The following is a 15,001-nucleotide window of genomic DNA, read 5'->3' on the forward strand; positions in this document are numbered from 1 at the left end:
TCTCGCGACGATCGTCACCGCGGGATCGCGCGCCGACGGTCAGGCCGCCTTGCGCCGCCGGGGCGATCTCGGCCGCGGCGGGGCTTCGCCACGGCCCAGTCCGATGGCCTTGGCGAGCGCGGAGCGCTGCGCGGCGTAGCTCGCGGCGACCATCGGGTAGTCGGCCGGCAGGCCGTAGCGATCCCGGTAGGCCTTGGGGTCGAGCCCGTGGCTGGTGAGATGGCGCTTGAGCGTCTTGTAGGTCTTGCCGTCGATGAAGCTGACGATGCCGTCAGGCCGGACCGACTTGCGGATCCGGCCGTTCGTCAGCCGCTCGACGTGAGGCTCCCGGCTCTGGTCCACCGTCTGCGACCCGAGCTGCGTGAGCGCCGCGTGCACGCGCCCGATGACCCCCGGCAGATCCGGCACCGAGACGGAATTGTTGGACACGTAGGCCGAAACGATTTCGGCCGCGAGCAGTCTGTAGTTCGGGTCGCTATGGGATGGGCGCCCGGCTGTAGCGGCATCCGCTGTCGATCTGGGCATTTTAAGCCTCGAAAAAAGTATTTCTGATCGATAATCTCGTAGGGTCCACAGCGAATTCAAGATCGATCGGCGAACGCGTGCAAATAATTCAACTGTCAAGTTTCGAAGGTCTCAGCAACATCCCGGATACGCGCGGATGCCAAGCTGTCGGCGGGCGTCCTGGCGAGAGGCCCGTGCGGCTCAGTCGCCGCCGGCCGTGTCAGCTCTCCAACCCCGACAGGGTAGCGATGATGGATTCGACAACTTCGATCTGCCGCTGCACCTCCGCCAGCCGCGGCCCCGCCTCCGAGCCGTCGCCGAGGGCGAACGTGCCCTTCTGCCGGCGGGTCGTGCGGAGCCGGCGGACCGAGGCGACGATGATCTGCCGCTCCTCGATGAGCGCCGCGCGCAGCTCGTTCAGTCCGTCCAGTTCCACCGTCGAGCCCATGCGCCGTCCCGGTCTCAGATCCCCGTCGCGCCAGCGCCGATCCGCAGGCGCCGCGCAGCCTTCATGCGCCGTCCCCGCCCGGTCCCCGATGCCGCGTGGGCGGGGCGAGATGGGCGTCCGGCGCAGCGCGACGCTACCCTGCAACGCGGGCCGTTGCACGCCGCCCGTCAGCATCACGCTCCCGGGAATGCAGCATCGGGTCGGTGTCGGCGCGCCGCATTGTATGCTAATGAATGCAAAATTATTCCCGCGTGGGAATCGGCGGGATATCAGGGCGGACAGGGGCGGATGCTGAGTGCGGACGACCACCATCGCGGCGTATCCCGAACGCACGAGCACGCCGACCGCGACGCCCCGGGCGACGCGCCTCCGGCGCCGACGCTCCACAAGCCGCGCCGGTCCCGCGGGCTCGTCCTCGTGCTGCTCCTCGCCGCCGCGGGGGGCGGAGGCGCCTACGCCTACACGCGGTTGCGCCAGCCCGAGACGAAGCCGAAGGCCGTCGCCGCGCTCCCCATACCGGTGACCCTCGGGACCGTGGACCAGGGGCCCTTCGCGCTCGTGTCGAACGGGCTCGGTACGGTGCAGGCCTACAACACCGTCCAGGTTCGCACGCGCGTCGACGGCGAGATCCAGCAGGTCGCCTTCCGCGAAGGCCAGACGATCCACAAGGGCGACGTCCTCGTCCAGGTCGATCCGCGCCCCTACCAGGCGACGCTGGATCAGGCGAGGTCAAAGAAGGAGCAGGACACCGCCAACCTCAACAATGCCAAGGCCGATCTCGTCCGCTACACCGGCCTCGGCGCCTACGCGTCCCGGCAGCAGACCGAGACGCAGACCGCTCTGGTCGCCCAGCTGACCGCGCAGGTGGCCTCCGATCAGGCCGCCATCGACAACGCGGCGACGCAGCTCGGCTACGCGACGATCCGATCGCCGATCGACGGCGTCACGGGCTTCCGTCAGGTCGACATCGGCAACATCGTCAACGCGTCCGGGCAGTCGGCGATCGTGACGATCACCCAGGTGGAACCGATCTTCGTGGTGTTCACCGCGCCCGAGGACCAGCTGCCCGCGATCACCGCGGCCTTGCGCAAGGGCGACGTGCCGGTGGAGGCCTGGAGCTCGGACGGGATCACCAAGCTCGCCGACGGCAAGCTCGCCCTGTTCAACAACCAGGTCGACACGGCCACCGGCACGATCCGCCTGAAGGCCGTGTACGAGAACCGCAACCACGCGCTCTGGCCGGGCCTCTCGGTGTCCACCAAGATGCGGGTCGGCATCGTCGCCACCGCCACGACGGTGCCGGACGACGCCGTGCAGCACGGGCCTTCGGGCCTGTTCGCCTTCGTGGTGGATGAGTCCGGGCGTGCGCATCAGCGCGCCCTGAAGGCGGGTCGCTCGGATGCCGGCCGAACGCAGCTCCTGAGCGGCGACGTGAAGCCCGGCGAGCGCGTCATCGTCACCGGTCAATACAAGGTGCAGGACGGCAGCCTCGTGGCCGACCCGCATGCGGCGCACACGGCGCAGGCGGGCGAACCGGAGAGCGGCCTGCAAGCCGAGGTCAGCCGCTGATGCGCGACGCACCGAGCATGACCGGGTCCCTCCACGGGCGGGAATGCGCGTCCGGTCCGTCGTCGGTGCCGGCACGGAGCCCCGTGACGCGCCCCGGGAGCCGCCCATGAAAGGCGGCATCTCCGCGCCCTTCATCCGGTTCCCAGTGGCGACCACGCTGATCATGGTCGGCATCCTGTTCATCGGATTGGTAGCCTACCCGCTGCTGGGCGTCGCGCCGCTACCGCAGGTGGATTTCCCGACGATCCAGGTGACGGCACAGCTGCCGGGCGGCAGCCCCGAGACGATGGCGTCGTCGGTGGCGCAGCCGCTCGAGCGGCAATTCTCGCAGATTCCCGGCGTCGCCCAGATGACCTCGACGAGTTCCCTGGGGATCTCGACGATCACGGTCCAGTTCGACCTGAACCGCAACATCGACGGCGCCGCCAGCGACATCCAGGCGGCCATCAACGCGGCGAGCGGCCAGCTGCCCAAGAACCTCCCGAGCCCGCCGACCTACCGCAAGGTCAACCCGGCGGATTCACCGATCCTTCTGCTCTCGGCGGTCTCCGACACCCTGCCGCTGACCGAGCTGGACGACGCCGTCGACGTGCAGCTGGCGCAGCGCATCAGCCAGATCTCCGGCGTGGCGCAGGTGTTCATCGGCGGCCAGCAGAAGCCGGCGGTGCGGATCCAGGTCGATCCGGCCAAGCTCGTGGCCAAGGGCCTGTCGCTGGAGGACGTACGCAACCAGCTCGCCATCACGACGGTCAACAACCCGAAGGGCAGCATCGACGGGACCAGCCGCAGCTACACGATCTACGCCAACGACCAGCTGATCGCGGCCCGCGACTGGGATGGGGTCATCGTGGCCTATCGCGACGGGGCCCCGTTGCGGGTGCGCGACATCGGCCACGCCGTGGCCGGCCCGGAGGATGCCAAGCAGGCCGGCTGGACCAACGGCCGCCGGGGCGTCTTCCTGGTGATCTTCAAGCAGCCCGGCGCCAACGTGATCGACACCGTCGACAGCATCAAGGCTCAGCTGCCGCGTCTCACCGCGACGTTGCCGGCCGGGATCAAGATCGACATCCTGAGCGACCGCACGCAGACGATCCGGGCCTCCGTGGAGGACGTGCAGTTCACCCTGCTGCTGACCATCGTGCTGGTGGTGGCGGTGATCTTCGTATTCCTGCGCAGCTTCTGGGCGACCGTGATCCCGAGCGTGACGGTGCCGCTGGCCCTGCTCGGCGCCTGCGCGCTGATGTGGGTGGCGGGCTATACGCTCGACAATCTCTCGTTGATGGCGCTCACCATCGCGGTGGGGTTCGTGGTGGACGACGCCATCGTCGTCCTGGAGAACATCAGCCGCTACGTCGAAGAGGGGATGCGGCCCATGGAGGCCGCGTTCAAGGGCGCGGGCGAGATCGGCTTCACCATCGTGTCGATCTCGGTGTCGCTGATCGCCGTGCTGATCCCGCTGCTGCTCATGGGCGGCATCATCGGTCGCCTGTTCCGCGAATTCGCCGTGGTGCTGTCGATGACGATCGCAGTCTCGGCCTTCGTGTCGCTGACGCTGACCCCGATGATGGCGGCGCGTCTGCTGAAGCCGCACGGCGCCGAGCGCCACGGCCGGCTCTACCGGATGAGCGAGGCAGGGTTCGACTGGCTGCTCTCGACCTACGAGGGCGCCCTCGACGTTGCCCTGCGCCACCGCCGCATCACGCTGCTCACCTTCTTCGCGACGCTCGGCCTCACCGGCTACCTCTTCGTCGCGATCCCGAAGGGGTTCTTCCCGCAGCAGGACACCGGTTTCATGATCGGCGTCACCGAGGCGGGCCAGGACATCTCGTTCTCGGCGATGCAGGACCTCCAGGAGAAAGTCGGCGCCATCGTGCAGGCCGATCCCGACGTGGCCACCGTCGGCATGTCGCTCGGCGGCAACGGCCAGGCCCTGAACTCGGGCCGGATGTACATCACCCTGAAGCCCCGGGACGAGCGCGCCGCCAACGCCTTCCAGATCATCGGGCGGCTGCGGCCCAAACTGGAGCGCGTCGCCGGCATCCGGACCTTCATCCAGGCCACGCAGGACGTGCGCACGGGCGGCCGCACCTCGCGGACGCAGTTCGAGTACACGCTTCAGGATCCGGATCTCGCCGAGCTGAACACCTGGGCGCCGCGCATCCTCGACCGGCTGAAGACGCTTCCCGAGCTGCGCGACGTCGCCACCGACCAGCAGACCCGGGGCACGACCCTGACGATGTCGATCGACCGGGACGCGGCCTCGCGCTACGGCATCACGCCCCAGCTCATCGACGACACGCTCTACGACGCGTTCGGCCAGCGCCAGATCGCGCAGTACTTCACGCAGCTCAACAGCTACCACGTGGTGCTGGAGGTGCTTCCGGTCCTCCAGGGCAGCCTCGACAGCCTGGACAAGATCTACATCAAGGCGCCCAACGGCGGCGGGCAGGTGCCGCTCGCCGCCTTCGCCCGCTGGACCACCGACCCGGTCGCGCCGCTCTCCGTCAACCACCAGGGCCAGTTCCCGGCGGTGACGATCAGCTTCAACCTCGCGCCCGACGTCGCGCTCGGTCAGGCCACGGAGGCGATCGGCCGGGCGATGCGGGACCTCCAGGTGCCGCCCACCGTGGTCAGCGGCTTCCAGGGTACCGCCCAGGCGTTCCAGCAGTCGCTGTCGACGGTGCCGCTCCTGATCCTGGCGGCGCTCTTCGTCGTCTACCTGATCCTCGGCATCCTCTACGAGAGCTTCATCCACCCGATCACCATCCTGTCGACCCTGCCGTCGGCCGGCGTCGGCGCGCTGGCGGTGCTGATGGCCGCGGGCTTCGATTTCAGCCTGATCGCGCTGATCGGCATCATCCTGCTCATCGGCATCGTGAAGAAGAACGGCATCATGCTGGTGGACTTCGCCATCGTGGCCGAGCGCGAGGAGGGTCTCGGACCCGAGGCGGCGATCCGGAAGGCGGCCTTGCTGCGCTTCCGCCCGATCCTGATGACCACCATGGCGGCGCTGCTCGGCGGCATCCCGCTGATGTTCGCCCACGGGACCGGTTCCGAGATCCGCCAGCCGCTGGGCTACGCTATGGTGGGTGGCCTCGCGGTCAGCCAGATCCTGACGCTGTTCACCACGCCGGTGATCTACATCTACCTTGATCGTCTGGCGCACCGCCTGTCGTTCCGCGACAAGCCGGAGGCGGTGGACGCGGCGCTGGGTGAACCGGAGCCGGCGGAGGAAGTCCGCGGACCGCCGGCGCTGCGCGCGGCGGAGTGATCTGTTCGGTCGGACCCGTCCTTGCAAGCGGAGCGAATCAGCCCGGCAGGGCCGATCGGCCCGGCGCTCGAGCCTTGTCTATCTGACGCAGAACACGAAGCGCGACGCGCTCTCCTCACCTTGCGGGGAGGGGAATGTGCCTGACCATCGCAGCCGACGCCGGCACGGTCCTGTCATCACTTTCGGCTTGGCGTAGACCCATGGCGTTCCAGTTGAGCCCGGACCGGCCCGATAAGGCCCAGGCGAAGGCCGAACGATGGGGATGAACCAGAACCTGCCGCTGCGCGGACTGACCGTCCTCGCCCTGGAGCAGGCCGTTGCCGCACCCTACTGCACGTCGCGGCTGGCGGATGCCGGCGCGCGGGTCATCAAGATCGAGCGGCCGGAGGGGGATTTCGCCCGCGGCTACGATGCCGCCGTCAACGGTCTGTCGAGCTACTTCGTCTGGCTCAACCGCGGCAAGGAGAGCCTCGTCGCCGACATCAAGGACAAGGCGGATGCGCGCCTGCTCCACGCGATCCTCGCGCAGACGGACGTCTTCGTGCAGAACCTCGCCCCGGGCGCCGCCGCCCGCGCGGGCTTCGGCGCCGCCGCATTGCGCGCCCGCCATCCGCGGCTGATCACGGTGGACATCTCCGGCTACGGCGCCGGTCACGCCTACGACGACATGAAGGCCTACGATCTGCTGGTCCAGGCGGAGAGCGGGCTGGCCGGCATCACCGGCCATCCGGCGGGTCCGGGCCGCGTCGGCGTCTCCGTGTGCGACATCGCCTGCGGGATGGACGCCCACGCCGCCGTGCTGGAGGCGCTGATCGCCCGCGGGATCTCGGGTGACGGCTGCGCCCTGGAGGTCAGCCTGTTCAGCGGTGCGGCGGACTGGATGAACGTGCCGCTCCTGTATTTCGAGGGCACCGGCCGCGCGCCTCAGCGGGTCGGCCTCGCCCATCCCTCGATCTGCCCGTACGGCGCCTTCCCTACCGCCGACGGCAGCCTCGTGCTGATCTCGATCCAGAACGAGCGGGAATGGGCGCGCTTCTGCGACGGCGTGCTGGGCGAGCCCGGTCTCGCCGCCGCCGAGGGCTTCGCGTCCAACAACGCCCGGGTCGCCAACCGGGCCGCCGTCGATCTGCGCATCGGCGCGGAGCTGGTGCGGCTGACCCGGGATGCGGCCGCATCCCGGCTGAAGGCGGCCGGTACCGCCTACGGCTTCGTCAACACGCTGGCCGATCTCGCCATCCATCCGGCGCTCGTCCGCGCGGAGGTCGATACGCCGGCCGGCCCGGCCCGTATCGTGGCGCCCCCGGTGCTCATCGACGGGCGTGCCCGGGCGCTCGGCCCGGTGCCCGATATCGGCGAACACACGCTGCGCATCCGCTCGGAATTCGCGTCCGCGATTTGAAGCCCTGGGATCGGGGCACGACGACACAAGGGAGGGGACGATGAGGCTCGACGGCAAGGTCGCGATCGTCACGGGCGCCGGGGGCGGCTTCGGTGCGGGGATCGCCCAGCGTTTCGCCGCGGAGGGAGCGTCGGTCGCCTGCGTGGACATCGACCGGGCGGCGGCCGAGCGCGTCGCGTCCGGGATCGGCGCGCAGGCGCTCGCGATCGGTGCGGACGTCGGCAGCGCCGCCGAAGTCGAGGCCAGCGTCGCGGCGACCCGGGACCGGTTCGGGGTGCCCCACATCCTCGTCAACAACGCCGGCACGACGCACCGGAACAAGCCGCTCATGGAGGTCACGGAGGAGGACTTCGACCGCGTGTTCCGGGTGAACGTGAAGTCGATCTTCCACTATGTCCGCGCCGTCGCGCCGCTCATGCGCGATCAGGGCGGCGGCGTGATCCTGAACGTCAGCTCGACGGCGGCGCTCCGGCCGCGGCCGGGGCTGACGTGGTACAACGCCTCGAAGGGGGCGGCGAGCCTTGCCTCGAAGTCCCTGGCCCTCGAGCTGGCGCCGTGGCGGATCCGGGTGAACGCCCTCTGCCCGGTCATGGGCGCCACCGGCCTTCTGGAGCATTTCATGGGCATGCCCGACACGCCGGAGAACCGGGAGCGGTTCATCGCCACGATTCCCCTCGGGCGCCTGTCGCAGGCGCGCGACATCGCGGCCGCCGCCCTGTTCCTCGCCTCCGACGAGGCGGATTTCATCACCGGGATCGACCTTCCGGTCGATGGTGGTCGCACGGCCTGAGGAGCCCGCCATGGAACCCCATACCGAGATCCGCGAAGCCGTGGCCAAGCTCTGCGCGGGCTTCCCCGGCCCGTACTGGCGGGCGCTCGACCGCGAGATGGCCTATCCGACCGCGTTCGTGAACGCGCTCACCGAGAGCGGCTACCTGTCGGTGCTGATCCCGGAAGAGTACGGCGGCTCCGGCCTGCCGCTCTCGGCCGCCGCGGCGATCCTGGAGGAGGTCCAGCGGGCGGGCTGCAACGGCGGCGCCTGCCACGCGCAGATGTACACGATGGGCACGCTGCTGCGGCACGGGTCGGACGCGCAGAAGGCCGAATACCTGCCGGCCATCGCCGAGGGACGCCTGCGGCTCCAGGCGTTCGGGGTCACCGAGCCGACCTCCGGCACCGATACCGGCAGCCTCAAGACCACGGCGCGCCGCGAGGGCGACCATTACGTCGTCAACGGCCAGAAGATCTGGACCAGCCGCGCCGAGCACTCGGACCTGATGCTGCTGCTCGCCCGCACGTCCCCCCGCACCGAGGGCATGAAGCGCACGGACGGGCTCTCCGTCCTCCTCGTCGACATGCGCGAGGCGGTGGGCCGCGGCCTGACCATCCGGCCGATCCGCACGATGATGAACCATGCCACCACGGAGGTGTTCTTCGACAACCTTCGGGTGCCGGTCGAAAACCTGATCGGCGCGGAGGGGCGGGGCTTCCGCTACATCCTCTCAGGCATGAACGCCGAGCGCATCCTGATCGCCGCGGAATGCGTCGGCGACGCCAAGTGGTTCATCGACAAGGCGAAAGGCTACGCCAACGAGCGCTCCGTGTTCGGCCGGCCGATCGGCGCCAACCAGGGCGTCCAGTTCCCGATCGCCAAGGCCTACGCGAACATGCGGGCGGCCGAGCTGATGGTGCGTGAGGCGCTGACGCTCTACGAGGGCGGCGCCAATCCGGGGGCGGAGGCCAACATGGCCAAGATGCTCGCCGCGGACGCCTCGTTCGAGGCCGCCAATGCCTGCATCCAGACCCACGGCGGCTTCGGCTTCGCCGAGGAGTACGACATCGAGCGGAAGTTCCGCGAGACGCGCCTCTATCAGGTGGCGCCGATCTCCACGAACCTCATCCTCGCCTACCTGTCCGAGCACGTGCTCGGGCTGCCGCGCTCCTACTGACCTGACCGGATTCCGGGCATGACCGACCTCGCCGCCTGGATCGGCCGGACGCGGGACTCGTCCGACCTGATCACGCCGCGCCTGATGGCCGAGTTCCGCGCGACCTTCGCGCCGAACCTCGCGCCGGTTCCGGAGGGTATCGCCTGGCCCGCCCTTCACTGGTGCCTCGCCCCGGAGTCGCCACCGGCCGACGCCCTGGGGCCGGACGGCCACGCCGCCAAGGGCGGCTTCCTTCCGCCGGTGCCGCTGCCCCGGCGGATGTGGGCGGGCGGGTCGATCGAGACCCTCGGCGACCTGCGCGAAGGCGAGCGCGTGACGCGCACCGAGACCGTTCGGGACGTGGCCTTCAAGGAGGGGCGGAGCGGGACGCTGTGCTTCGTCACCGTCGACCACGCGGTGGCGACGGACCGGGGCGTCGCGATCCGCGAGCGGCAGGACATCGTCTACCGCGAGGCGGCCGCGGCGCAGACCGGGACGGCGGTGGATCCCGAGCGCGACGACCCTGCCGCCTACCAGGCCGTGTGGGCGGTTTCGGCCACGCCGACGCTGCTGTTCCGCTACTCGGCGATGACCTTCAACGGCCACCGCTTCCACTACGACCGGCCCTATGCCACGCAGGTGGAGGGTTACGCGGATCTCGTCGTCCACGGTCCCATGCAGGCGACATTGCTGATGAACCTCGCGGCCAGCCTGCTCGGGCGCGTGCCGCCGAGGTTCCGGTATCGCGGCGTGTCGCCGATGACGGCCAACCAGACCTTCCAGGTCTGCGGCCGGGTGGCGGAGGGCGCTTTCGAGGGCGTCACCCTCGACGCGGCGCGCCGTGTCTGCATGCGGGCGCGGGGCGAGGGATAGGGACGGTCCCTCGCCACCGCGGGCTGCGGGAGGTCGACGGGAATGCCCGCTTCCGTTGCGAGCGATGAATCGGCCGGCCAATGTCGGTGAGGCGTCCGAGGTCCGCCTCACCGATCCATAGCGCGACTCAGGCGAGCTTCAGCCCGACGTTGACGTTGCCGCGGGTCGCGTTCGAGTACGGGCAGACCTGATGGGCGGCGTCGACGAGCTTCTGAGCGTCGGCGTGGTCGAGGCCGGGGAGGCTGATCGTCAGGTCGGCGGTGATGCCGAAGCCGCCCTCGGAGCGCGGTCCGATGCCGACATCGGCGGTGACTGTGGTATCGGCCGGGACCTTCATCTGCAGCGAGGGCGCGACCGCCTTCATGGCGCCGAGGAAGCAGGCCGAGTAGCCCGAGGCGAAGAGCTGCTCGGGATTGGCGCCCGGGCCGCCCGCACCGCCCAGCTCCTTCGGAGTCGAGAGCTTGACCTCGAAGCTGCCGTCAGCGGTCCGGGCGGCGCCGTCGCGGCCCCCGGTGGCGGTGGCGGTGGTGCGGTACTTCACGTCTACGGACATGGCTCTCTCCGATGTCAGGAAGAAAATCGGCAACTAGGGTCCGGCGGGCATCCGCCTAGCCCCATTTAAATTGCGCACAATTTAGATTCAAGGATCGACGAGCGCGAATCGGTCCACGTCGACCAACCCCCGGTCGGTGATCTTGAGGTGCGGAATCACGGGCAGCGGCAGGAACGCCACCTGCAGGAACGGTTCGGGCAGGACGACGCCGAGGCTGCGGGCGGCGGCCCTCAGGGTCACGAGGGCGTTCCGGATCGTCTCGAACGGCATCAGGCTCATGAGGCCGGCCAGCGGCAGGGCCATCTCCGCGAGGATCCGCCCGCCCTCGACCACCACGAAGCCGCCCTCGATCGCGCCGAGGCGGTTGACCGCCGCGGCCATGTCGGCCTCGTCCGCGCCGACCACCGTGATGTTGTGGCTGTCGTGCCCGACCGACGAGGCGATGGCGCCGCGCTGCAGCCCGAAGCCCTTCACGAAGGCGACCCCGATGCCGCGCCGGCCCGGCGGGGTCCGACCGTGGCGCTCGACGACCGCCACCTTGATGACGTCCTGGCCGAGGTCGATCCGGCGCTCTCCCTCGGAATAGGGCAGCGTGAGGTCGTGCCGCAGCGTGATGATCTTGCCCGGCACCACGCCGATCACCGGCGTCGACGGCCCCGAGCCCGGGGCGGCGAAATCGGACGCCTCCACACGCCGCGCCCGGACGCTGCCGCGCCCGATCGGGGCCACGGGAATCCGTCCCGTGAAGAGCGCGTCGTCCACCGGGCGCCCGGCGCTGATCACCGCCGACACGGCGCAGGCCGCCAGGTCGTCGAGCACGACGAGATCGGCCCGTTGGCCGGGCGCCACCAGCCCCCGGTCGTGTAGGCCGAAGGCCCGGGCGGCGGACCAGGAGGCGGCCCGGTAGGCCGCCAGCACCGGGGCGCCCAGCCCGATCGCGGTGCGGATCATGTGGTCGAGATGGCCCTCCTCGGCAATGTCGAGCGGGTTCCGGTCGTCGGTGCAGAAGGCGAGGAACGGCGCCGTGCGCTCGGTGAGGATCGGCGCGAGGGCGTGCAGATCCTTGGATACCGAGCCCTCCCGGATCAGCACGGTCATGCCCTTGGAGAGTTTTTCCAAGGCCTCCTCGGGCGTCGTCGCCTCGTGCTCCGTGCGGATGCCGGCCGCGATGTAGCCGTTCAGGGCGGCGCCGCGCAGCAGCGGCGCGTGGCCGTCGATGTGCCGGCCCTGAAAGGCGGCGAGCTTCTCCAGCGCGCCCGGATCGGCCCCCAGCACGCCCGGGAAGTTCATGAACTCGGCGAGCCCGATGACCTTCGGGTGGTCGGCGAACGGCAACAGGTCGGCGGCCTCGATCCGGGCGCCCGAGGTCTCCAGATGGTCGGTGGCCGGGACGCAGGCGGAGAGCTGCACCCGCAGGTCCATCGCCAGCGTCTCGGCGGACGCGAGAAACCACGCGAAGGCGTCGGTGCCGAGGACGTTGGCCATCTCGTGCGGGTCGCAGATCCCGGTGGTGACCCCGTGCGGCAGGACGCAGCGCTCGAATTCCTGCGGCGGCATCAGCGAGGATTCGACGTGGAAATGCGTGTCGATGAAGCCCGGCACGACGACCTTGCCGGCCAGGTCGATCTCCCGGGTCCCGCGATACGCCCCGTAGGTGCCGACGATCCGGTCGCCGCAGATCGCGATATCGGAGGCGACCAGGTCGCCGGTGACGAGGTCGAGGAACCGGCCGCCCTTGAGCACGAGGTCGGCCTCGGCGAGGCCCTGCCCCTGCGCGATGGCGCGCCGCAAGAAGTCCATCCCGGTCATTGCGCCGCCGTCCTCCGCCTCTGCCATCCGGCTCTGCCATCCGCCAGGAGCATGCCACGGCCGCGCCCCGCCGCGCGACGCTTGCGGACGACGGCGCGCGGGAGCAGAAACCGCCGCACCTGTGAACCGGTCGAAGTCCGCGATGCCCGCCTATCGTTCCCGCACCACCACCCACGGCCGCAACATGGCCGGCGCCCGCGGCCTCTGGCGCGCCACGGGCATGAAGGATGCCGATTTCGGCAAGCCGATCATCGCGGTGGTCAACTCCTTCACGCAGTTCGTCCCGGGGCACGTGCACCTCAAGGACCTCGGCCAATTGGTCGCCCGGGAGATCGAGGCCGCGGGCGGCGTCGCCAAGGAGTTCAACACCATCGCGGTCGATGACGGCATCGCCATGGGCCATGACGGCATGCTGTATTCGCTGCCGTCCCGGGAGCTCATCGCCGATTCCGTCGAGTACATGGTCAACGCGCACTGCGCCGACGCGATGGTGTGCATCTCGAACTGCGACAAGATCACCCCCGGCATGCTGATGGCGACCCTGCGCCTCAACATCCCGACGGTTTTCGTCTCGGGCGGCCCGATGGAGGCCGGCAAGGTCCAGCTGCCGGGTATCGCCAGGAAGGTCGACCTCGTCGACGCGATGATCGCCGCGGCCGACGACCGGATCTCCGATGCGGACGTGGCGGTGATCGAGCGCTCCGCCTGCCCGACCTGCGGCTCGTGCTCGGGCATGTTCACGGCCAATTCGATGAACTGCCTCACCGAGGCGCTCGGGCTCGCCCTGCCGGGCAACGGCTCGGCGCTCGCGACCCACGCCGACCGGAGGCGCCTGTTCGTGGAGGCCGGCCACCTGATCGTCGACCTCGCCCGACGGCACTACGAGCAGGACGACGCCGGCGTGCTGCCGCGGGCCGTGGCGAGCTTTGCGGCGTTCGAGAACGCCATGACGCTGGACATCGCCATGGGCGGTTCGACCAACACGGTGCTGCACCTGCTCGCCGCCGCCCACGAGGGCGAAGTCCCGTTCACCATGGCCGACATCGACCGGCTGTCCCGGCGGGTGCCGGTGCTGTGCAAGGTCGCCCCGGCCGTGGCCAACGTCCACATGGAAGACGTGCACCGCGCCGGCGGGATCATGGCCATCCTGGGCGAGCTGGACCGCGCCGGCCTCATCGACACGGGCGTCGGCAACGTCTCGGCCGGGACGCTGGGTGCCGCCCTGGCACGGTGGGACGTCGGCGCGGCCCCGAGCGCGTCGGTGAAGACCTTCTACCGCGCGGCCCCCGGCGGCGTGCCGACCCAGGTGGCGTTCAGCCAGGAGTCCCGCTTCGAGGAACTCGACCTCGACCGGGAGGCCGGCGTGATCCGCGACGCCGCGCACGCCTATTCGCAGGATGGCGGCCTCGCCGTGCTCTACGGCAACCTCGCCGAGCAGGGCTGCATCGTGAAGACCGCAGGCGTGGATGCCTCGCTCCTGGTCTTCAGCGGAACGGCCAGGGTGTTCGAGAGCCAGGACGCCGCGGTGGACGGCATCCTCAACGGCAGGGTCATGGCCGGCGAGGTGGTACTGATCCGCTACGAGGGCCCCCGAGGCGGCCCCGGCATGCAGGAGATGCTGTATCCGACGAGCTACCTGAAATCGAAGGGGCTGGGGAAGGCCTGCGCGCTGGTCACCGACGGGCGGTTCTCCGGCGGCTCCTCGGGCCTGTCGATCGGCCACGTCTCCCCGGAGGCGGCGGAGGGCGGCCTGATTGGCCTCGTGCGTGACGGCGACACCATCGCCATCGATATCCCGGCCCGGAGCATCCACCTGGCCGTGGACCCCGCGGAGCTCGAACGCCGGCGGGCCTCCCAGGAGGCCGCGGGCTGGCAGCCTGCGACCCCGCGCAAGCGCAAGGTCAGCGCGGCCCTGCGCGCCTATGCGATGCTGACCACCAGCGCGGCGCACGGCGCGGTGCGCCGGGCCTGATCAGCGCGTGCCCAGCACCCAGCCGGCGATCACCGCCAGAACGACCGCCGCCGCCGCCGCGAGGGCGATGAAGCGGCGGCCGGCGAGCCGAGTCCGAGGTACGGCCGGCCGGGATCCGGGGGGAACGCGCCCCAGCGCCGACAGCATCAAGGGCTCGATGGCCGCGTAGCCGGCGGGGCTGAGGTGCAGGCCGTCCGTGCCATACTTCGCCCGGAGTGCCCCGGATTCGGTCGCCAGCACGGCATGGTAGTCGATGAAGGTCGCGCCGTGCTCGTGCGCGTGGTCGCGCAGCCACGTGTTGACCGCGGCGATCATCGCCGGAGCGTCCTTGACGGCCGGGTTCCACGGGATGCGGGCCGCCGGCATGATCGAGCCGACCCAGGCCTTCACACCTAGGGCCCGCGCCTCGTCGAGCATCCCGGCGAGCGTCCGGGCAATCTCCTCCGCAGGCACGAAGACGCCCTCGTTGCGGCCGATGTCGTTCACCCCGCACAGGAGATGGACGCCCCGGGCACCGGTTTCCTCAAGGTCGCGGCGGAACCGCATGGTGATCCAGCGGGCGGTCTGGCCGGAGCCGCCCCGGGGGATCAGGTCGTAGGCCGCGAAGGTCGCGGCCCGGTGGAAGCCCCACAGTTCCGTGATCGAATCCCCGATGAAGACGATCCGCCCGTCCAC

At 70.1% G+C, this 15,001-nt stretch carries 12 protein-coding genes; 7 read left to right on the forward strand and 5 right to left on the reverse strand.

All coding sequences use genetic code 11. From position 1 onward, the window contains the following. Nucleotides 1-39: 39 nt before the first annotated feature. The gene (locus MKL01_RS25475) at nucleotides 40-525 is read right to left on the reverse strand and encodes a MucR family transcriptional regulator (RefSeq protein ID WP_243907956.1); all 486 of its coding nucleotides are present in this window, start codon (nucleotides 523-525) and stop codon (nucleotides 40-42) included. Nucleotides 526-724: 199 nt separating this feature from the next. After that, entirely contained in the window at nucleotides 725-1,126 is a 402-nt protein-coding gene (locus MKL01_RS25480) for a hypothetical protein (protein WP_243907957.1), read from the reverse strand. A 114-nt stretch (nucleotides 1,127-1,240) separates the two neighbouring features. Here MKL01_RS25480 and MKL01_RS25485 point away from each other — a divergent pair, with 114 nt between their 5' ends. The 6 genes from MKL01_RS25485 to MKL01_RS25510 all read left to right on the forward strand — a co-directional run bounded on the left by MKL01_RS25485 (nucleotide 1,241) and on the right by MKL01_RS25510 (nucleotide 9,992). After that, the gene (locus MKL01_RS25485; RefSeq protein ID WP_243907958.1) at nucleotides 1,241-2,521 is read left to right on the forward strand and encodes an efflux RND transporter periplasmic adaptor subunit; all 1,281 of its coding nucleotides are present in this window, start codon (nucleotides 1,241-1,243) and stop codon (nucleotides 2,519-2,521) included. 106 nt (nucleotides 2,522-2,627) lie between these two features. Next, nucleotides 2,628-5,792 (forward strand): efflux RND transporter permease subunit, encoded by a 3,165-nt coding sequence (locus tag MKL01_RS25490; RefSeq protein ID WP_243907959.1) that lies wholly within the window; start codon nucleotides 2,628-2,630, stop codon nucleotides 5,790-5,792. A 262-nt stretch (nucleotides 5,793-6,054) separates the two neighbouring features. After that, the gene (locus MKL01_RS25495; RefSeq protein WP_243907960.1) at nucleotides 6,055-7,191 is read left to right on the forward strand and encodes a CaiB/BaiF CoA transferase family protein; all 1,137 of its coding nucleotides are present in this window, start codon (nucleotides 6,055-6,057) and stop codon (nucleotides 7,189-7,191) included. A 40-nt stretch (nucleotides 7,192-7,231) separates the two neighbouring features. Continuing rightward, the gene (locus MKL01_RS25500) at nucleotides 7,232-7,981 is read left to right on the forward strand and encodes an SDR family oxidoreductase (RefSeq protein WP_243907961.1); all 750 of its coding nucleotides are present in this window, start codon (nucleotides 7,232-7,234) and stop codon (nucleotides 7,979-7,981) included. A gap of 10 nt (nucleotides 7,982-7,991) precedes the next feature. Continuing rightward, nucleotides 7,992-9,140, forward strand: a complete 1,149-nt coding sequence (locus MKL01_RS25505; RefSeq protein WP_243907962.1) for an acyl-CoA dehydrogenase family protein — start codon at nucleotides 7,992-7,994, stop codon at nucleotides 9,138-9,140. An 18-nt stretch (nucleotides 9,141-9,158) separates the two neighbouring features. Beyond that, nucleotides 9,159-9,992, forward strand: coding sequence for a MaoC family dehydratase N-terminal domain-containing protein (locus MKL01_RS25510; protein ID WP_243907963.1), 834 nt, complete (start codon nucleotides 9,159-9,161; stop codon nucleotides 9,990-9,992). Nucleotides 9,993-10,119: 127 nt separating this feature from the next. On the opposite strand, the gene MKL01_RS25515 is transcribed toward MKL01_RS25510, so the two are convergent. Together MKL01_RS25515 and ade are read right to left on the reverse strand one after the other, a co-directional pair. Further along, on the reverse strand, nucleotides 10,120-10,545 hold the full coding sequence (locus MKL01_RS25515) for an organic hydroperoxide resistance protein (RefSeq protein ID WP_243907964.1): 426 nt from the start codon (nucleotides 10,543-10,545) through the stop codon (nucleotides 10,120-10,122). A gap of 87 nt (nucleotides 10,546-10,632) precedes the next feature. Continuing rightward, nucleotides 10,633-12,354, reverse strand: a complete 1,722-nt coding sequence (gene ade, locus MKL01_RS25520; RefSeq protein WP_243908211.1) for an adenine deaminase — start codon at nucleotides 12,352-12,354, stop codon at nucleotides 10,633-10,635. A 142-nt stretch (nucleotides 12,355-12,496) separates the two neighbouring features. On the opposite strand from ade, the gene ilvD reads away from it, so the two are divergent. Beyond that, complete coding sequence (gene ilvD, locus MKL01_RS25525) at nucleotides 12,497-14,326, forward strand: dihydroxy-acid dehydratase (protein ID WP_243907965.1); 1,830 nt, start codon at nucleotides 12,497-12,499, stop codon at nucleotides 14,324-14,326. Here the strand turns inward: ilvD and MKL01_RS25530 are convergent, their stop codons facing one another. After that, the gene (locus tag MKL01_RS25530) at nucleotides 14,327-15,001 is read right to left on the reverse strand and encodes a GDSL-type esterase/lipase family protein (protein WP_243907966.1); all 675 of its coding nucleotides are present in this window, start codon (nucleotides 14,999-15,001) and stop codon (nucleotides 14,327-14,329) included.

Origin of the sequence: Methylobacterium sp. J-070, from assembly GCF_022829385.1 — a bacterium.
Classification (GTDB): Bacteria; Pseudomonadota; Alphaproteobacteria; order Rhizobiales; family Beijerinckiaceae; genus Methylobacterium.

Coding starts and splice junctions, on each gene's coding strand:
- MKL01_RS25505 (WP_243907962.1), top strand. CDS start 7,992: ATGGAACCCCATACCGAGATCCGCGAAGCCGTGGCCAAGCTCTGCGCG.
- MKL01_RS25515 (WP_243907964.1), bottom strand. CDS start 10,545: ATGTCCGTAGACGTGAAGTACCGCACCACCGCCACCGCCACCGGGGGC.
- MKL01_RS25480 (WP_243907957.1), bottom strand. CDS start 1,126: ATGCTGACGGGCGGCGTGCAACGGCCCGCGTTGCAGGGTAGCGTCGCG.
- MKL01_RS25510 (WP_243907963.1), top strand. CDS start 9,159: ATGACCGACCTCGCCGCCTGGATCGGCCGGACGCGGGACTCGTCCGAC.
- ade (WP_243908211.1), bottom strand. CDS start 12,354: ATGACCGGGATGGACTTCTTGCGGCGCGCCATCGCGCAGGGGCAGGGC.
- MKL01_RS25475 (WP_243907956.1), bottom strand. CDS start 525: ATGCCCAGATCGACAGCGGATGCCGCTACAGCCGGGCGCCCATCCCAT.
- ilvD (WP_243907965.1), top strand. CDS start 12,497: ATGCCCGCCTATCGTTCCCGCACCACCACCCACGGCCGCAACATGGCC.
- MKL01_RS25495 (WP_243907960.1), top strand. CDS start 6,055: ATGAACCAGAACCTGCCGCTGCGCGGACTGACCGTCCTCGCCCTGGAG.
- MKL01_RS25500 (WP_243907961.1), top strand. CDS start 7,232: ATGAGGCTCGACGGCAAGGTCGCGATCGTCACGGGCGCCGGGGGCGGC.
- MKL01_RS25485 (WP_243907958.1), top strand. CDS start 1,241: ATGCTGAGTGCGGACGACCACCATCGCGGCGTATCCCGAACGCACGAG.
- MKL01_RS25490 (WP_243907959.1), top strand. CDS start 2,628: ATGAAAGGCGGCATCTCCGCGCCCTTCATCCGGTTCCCAGTGGCGACC.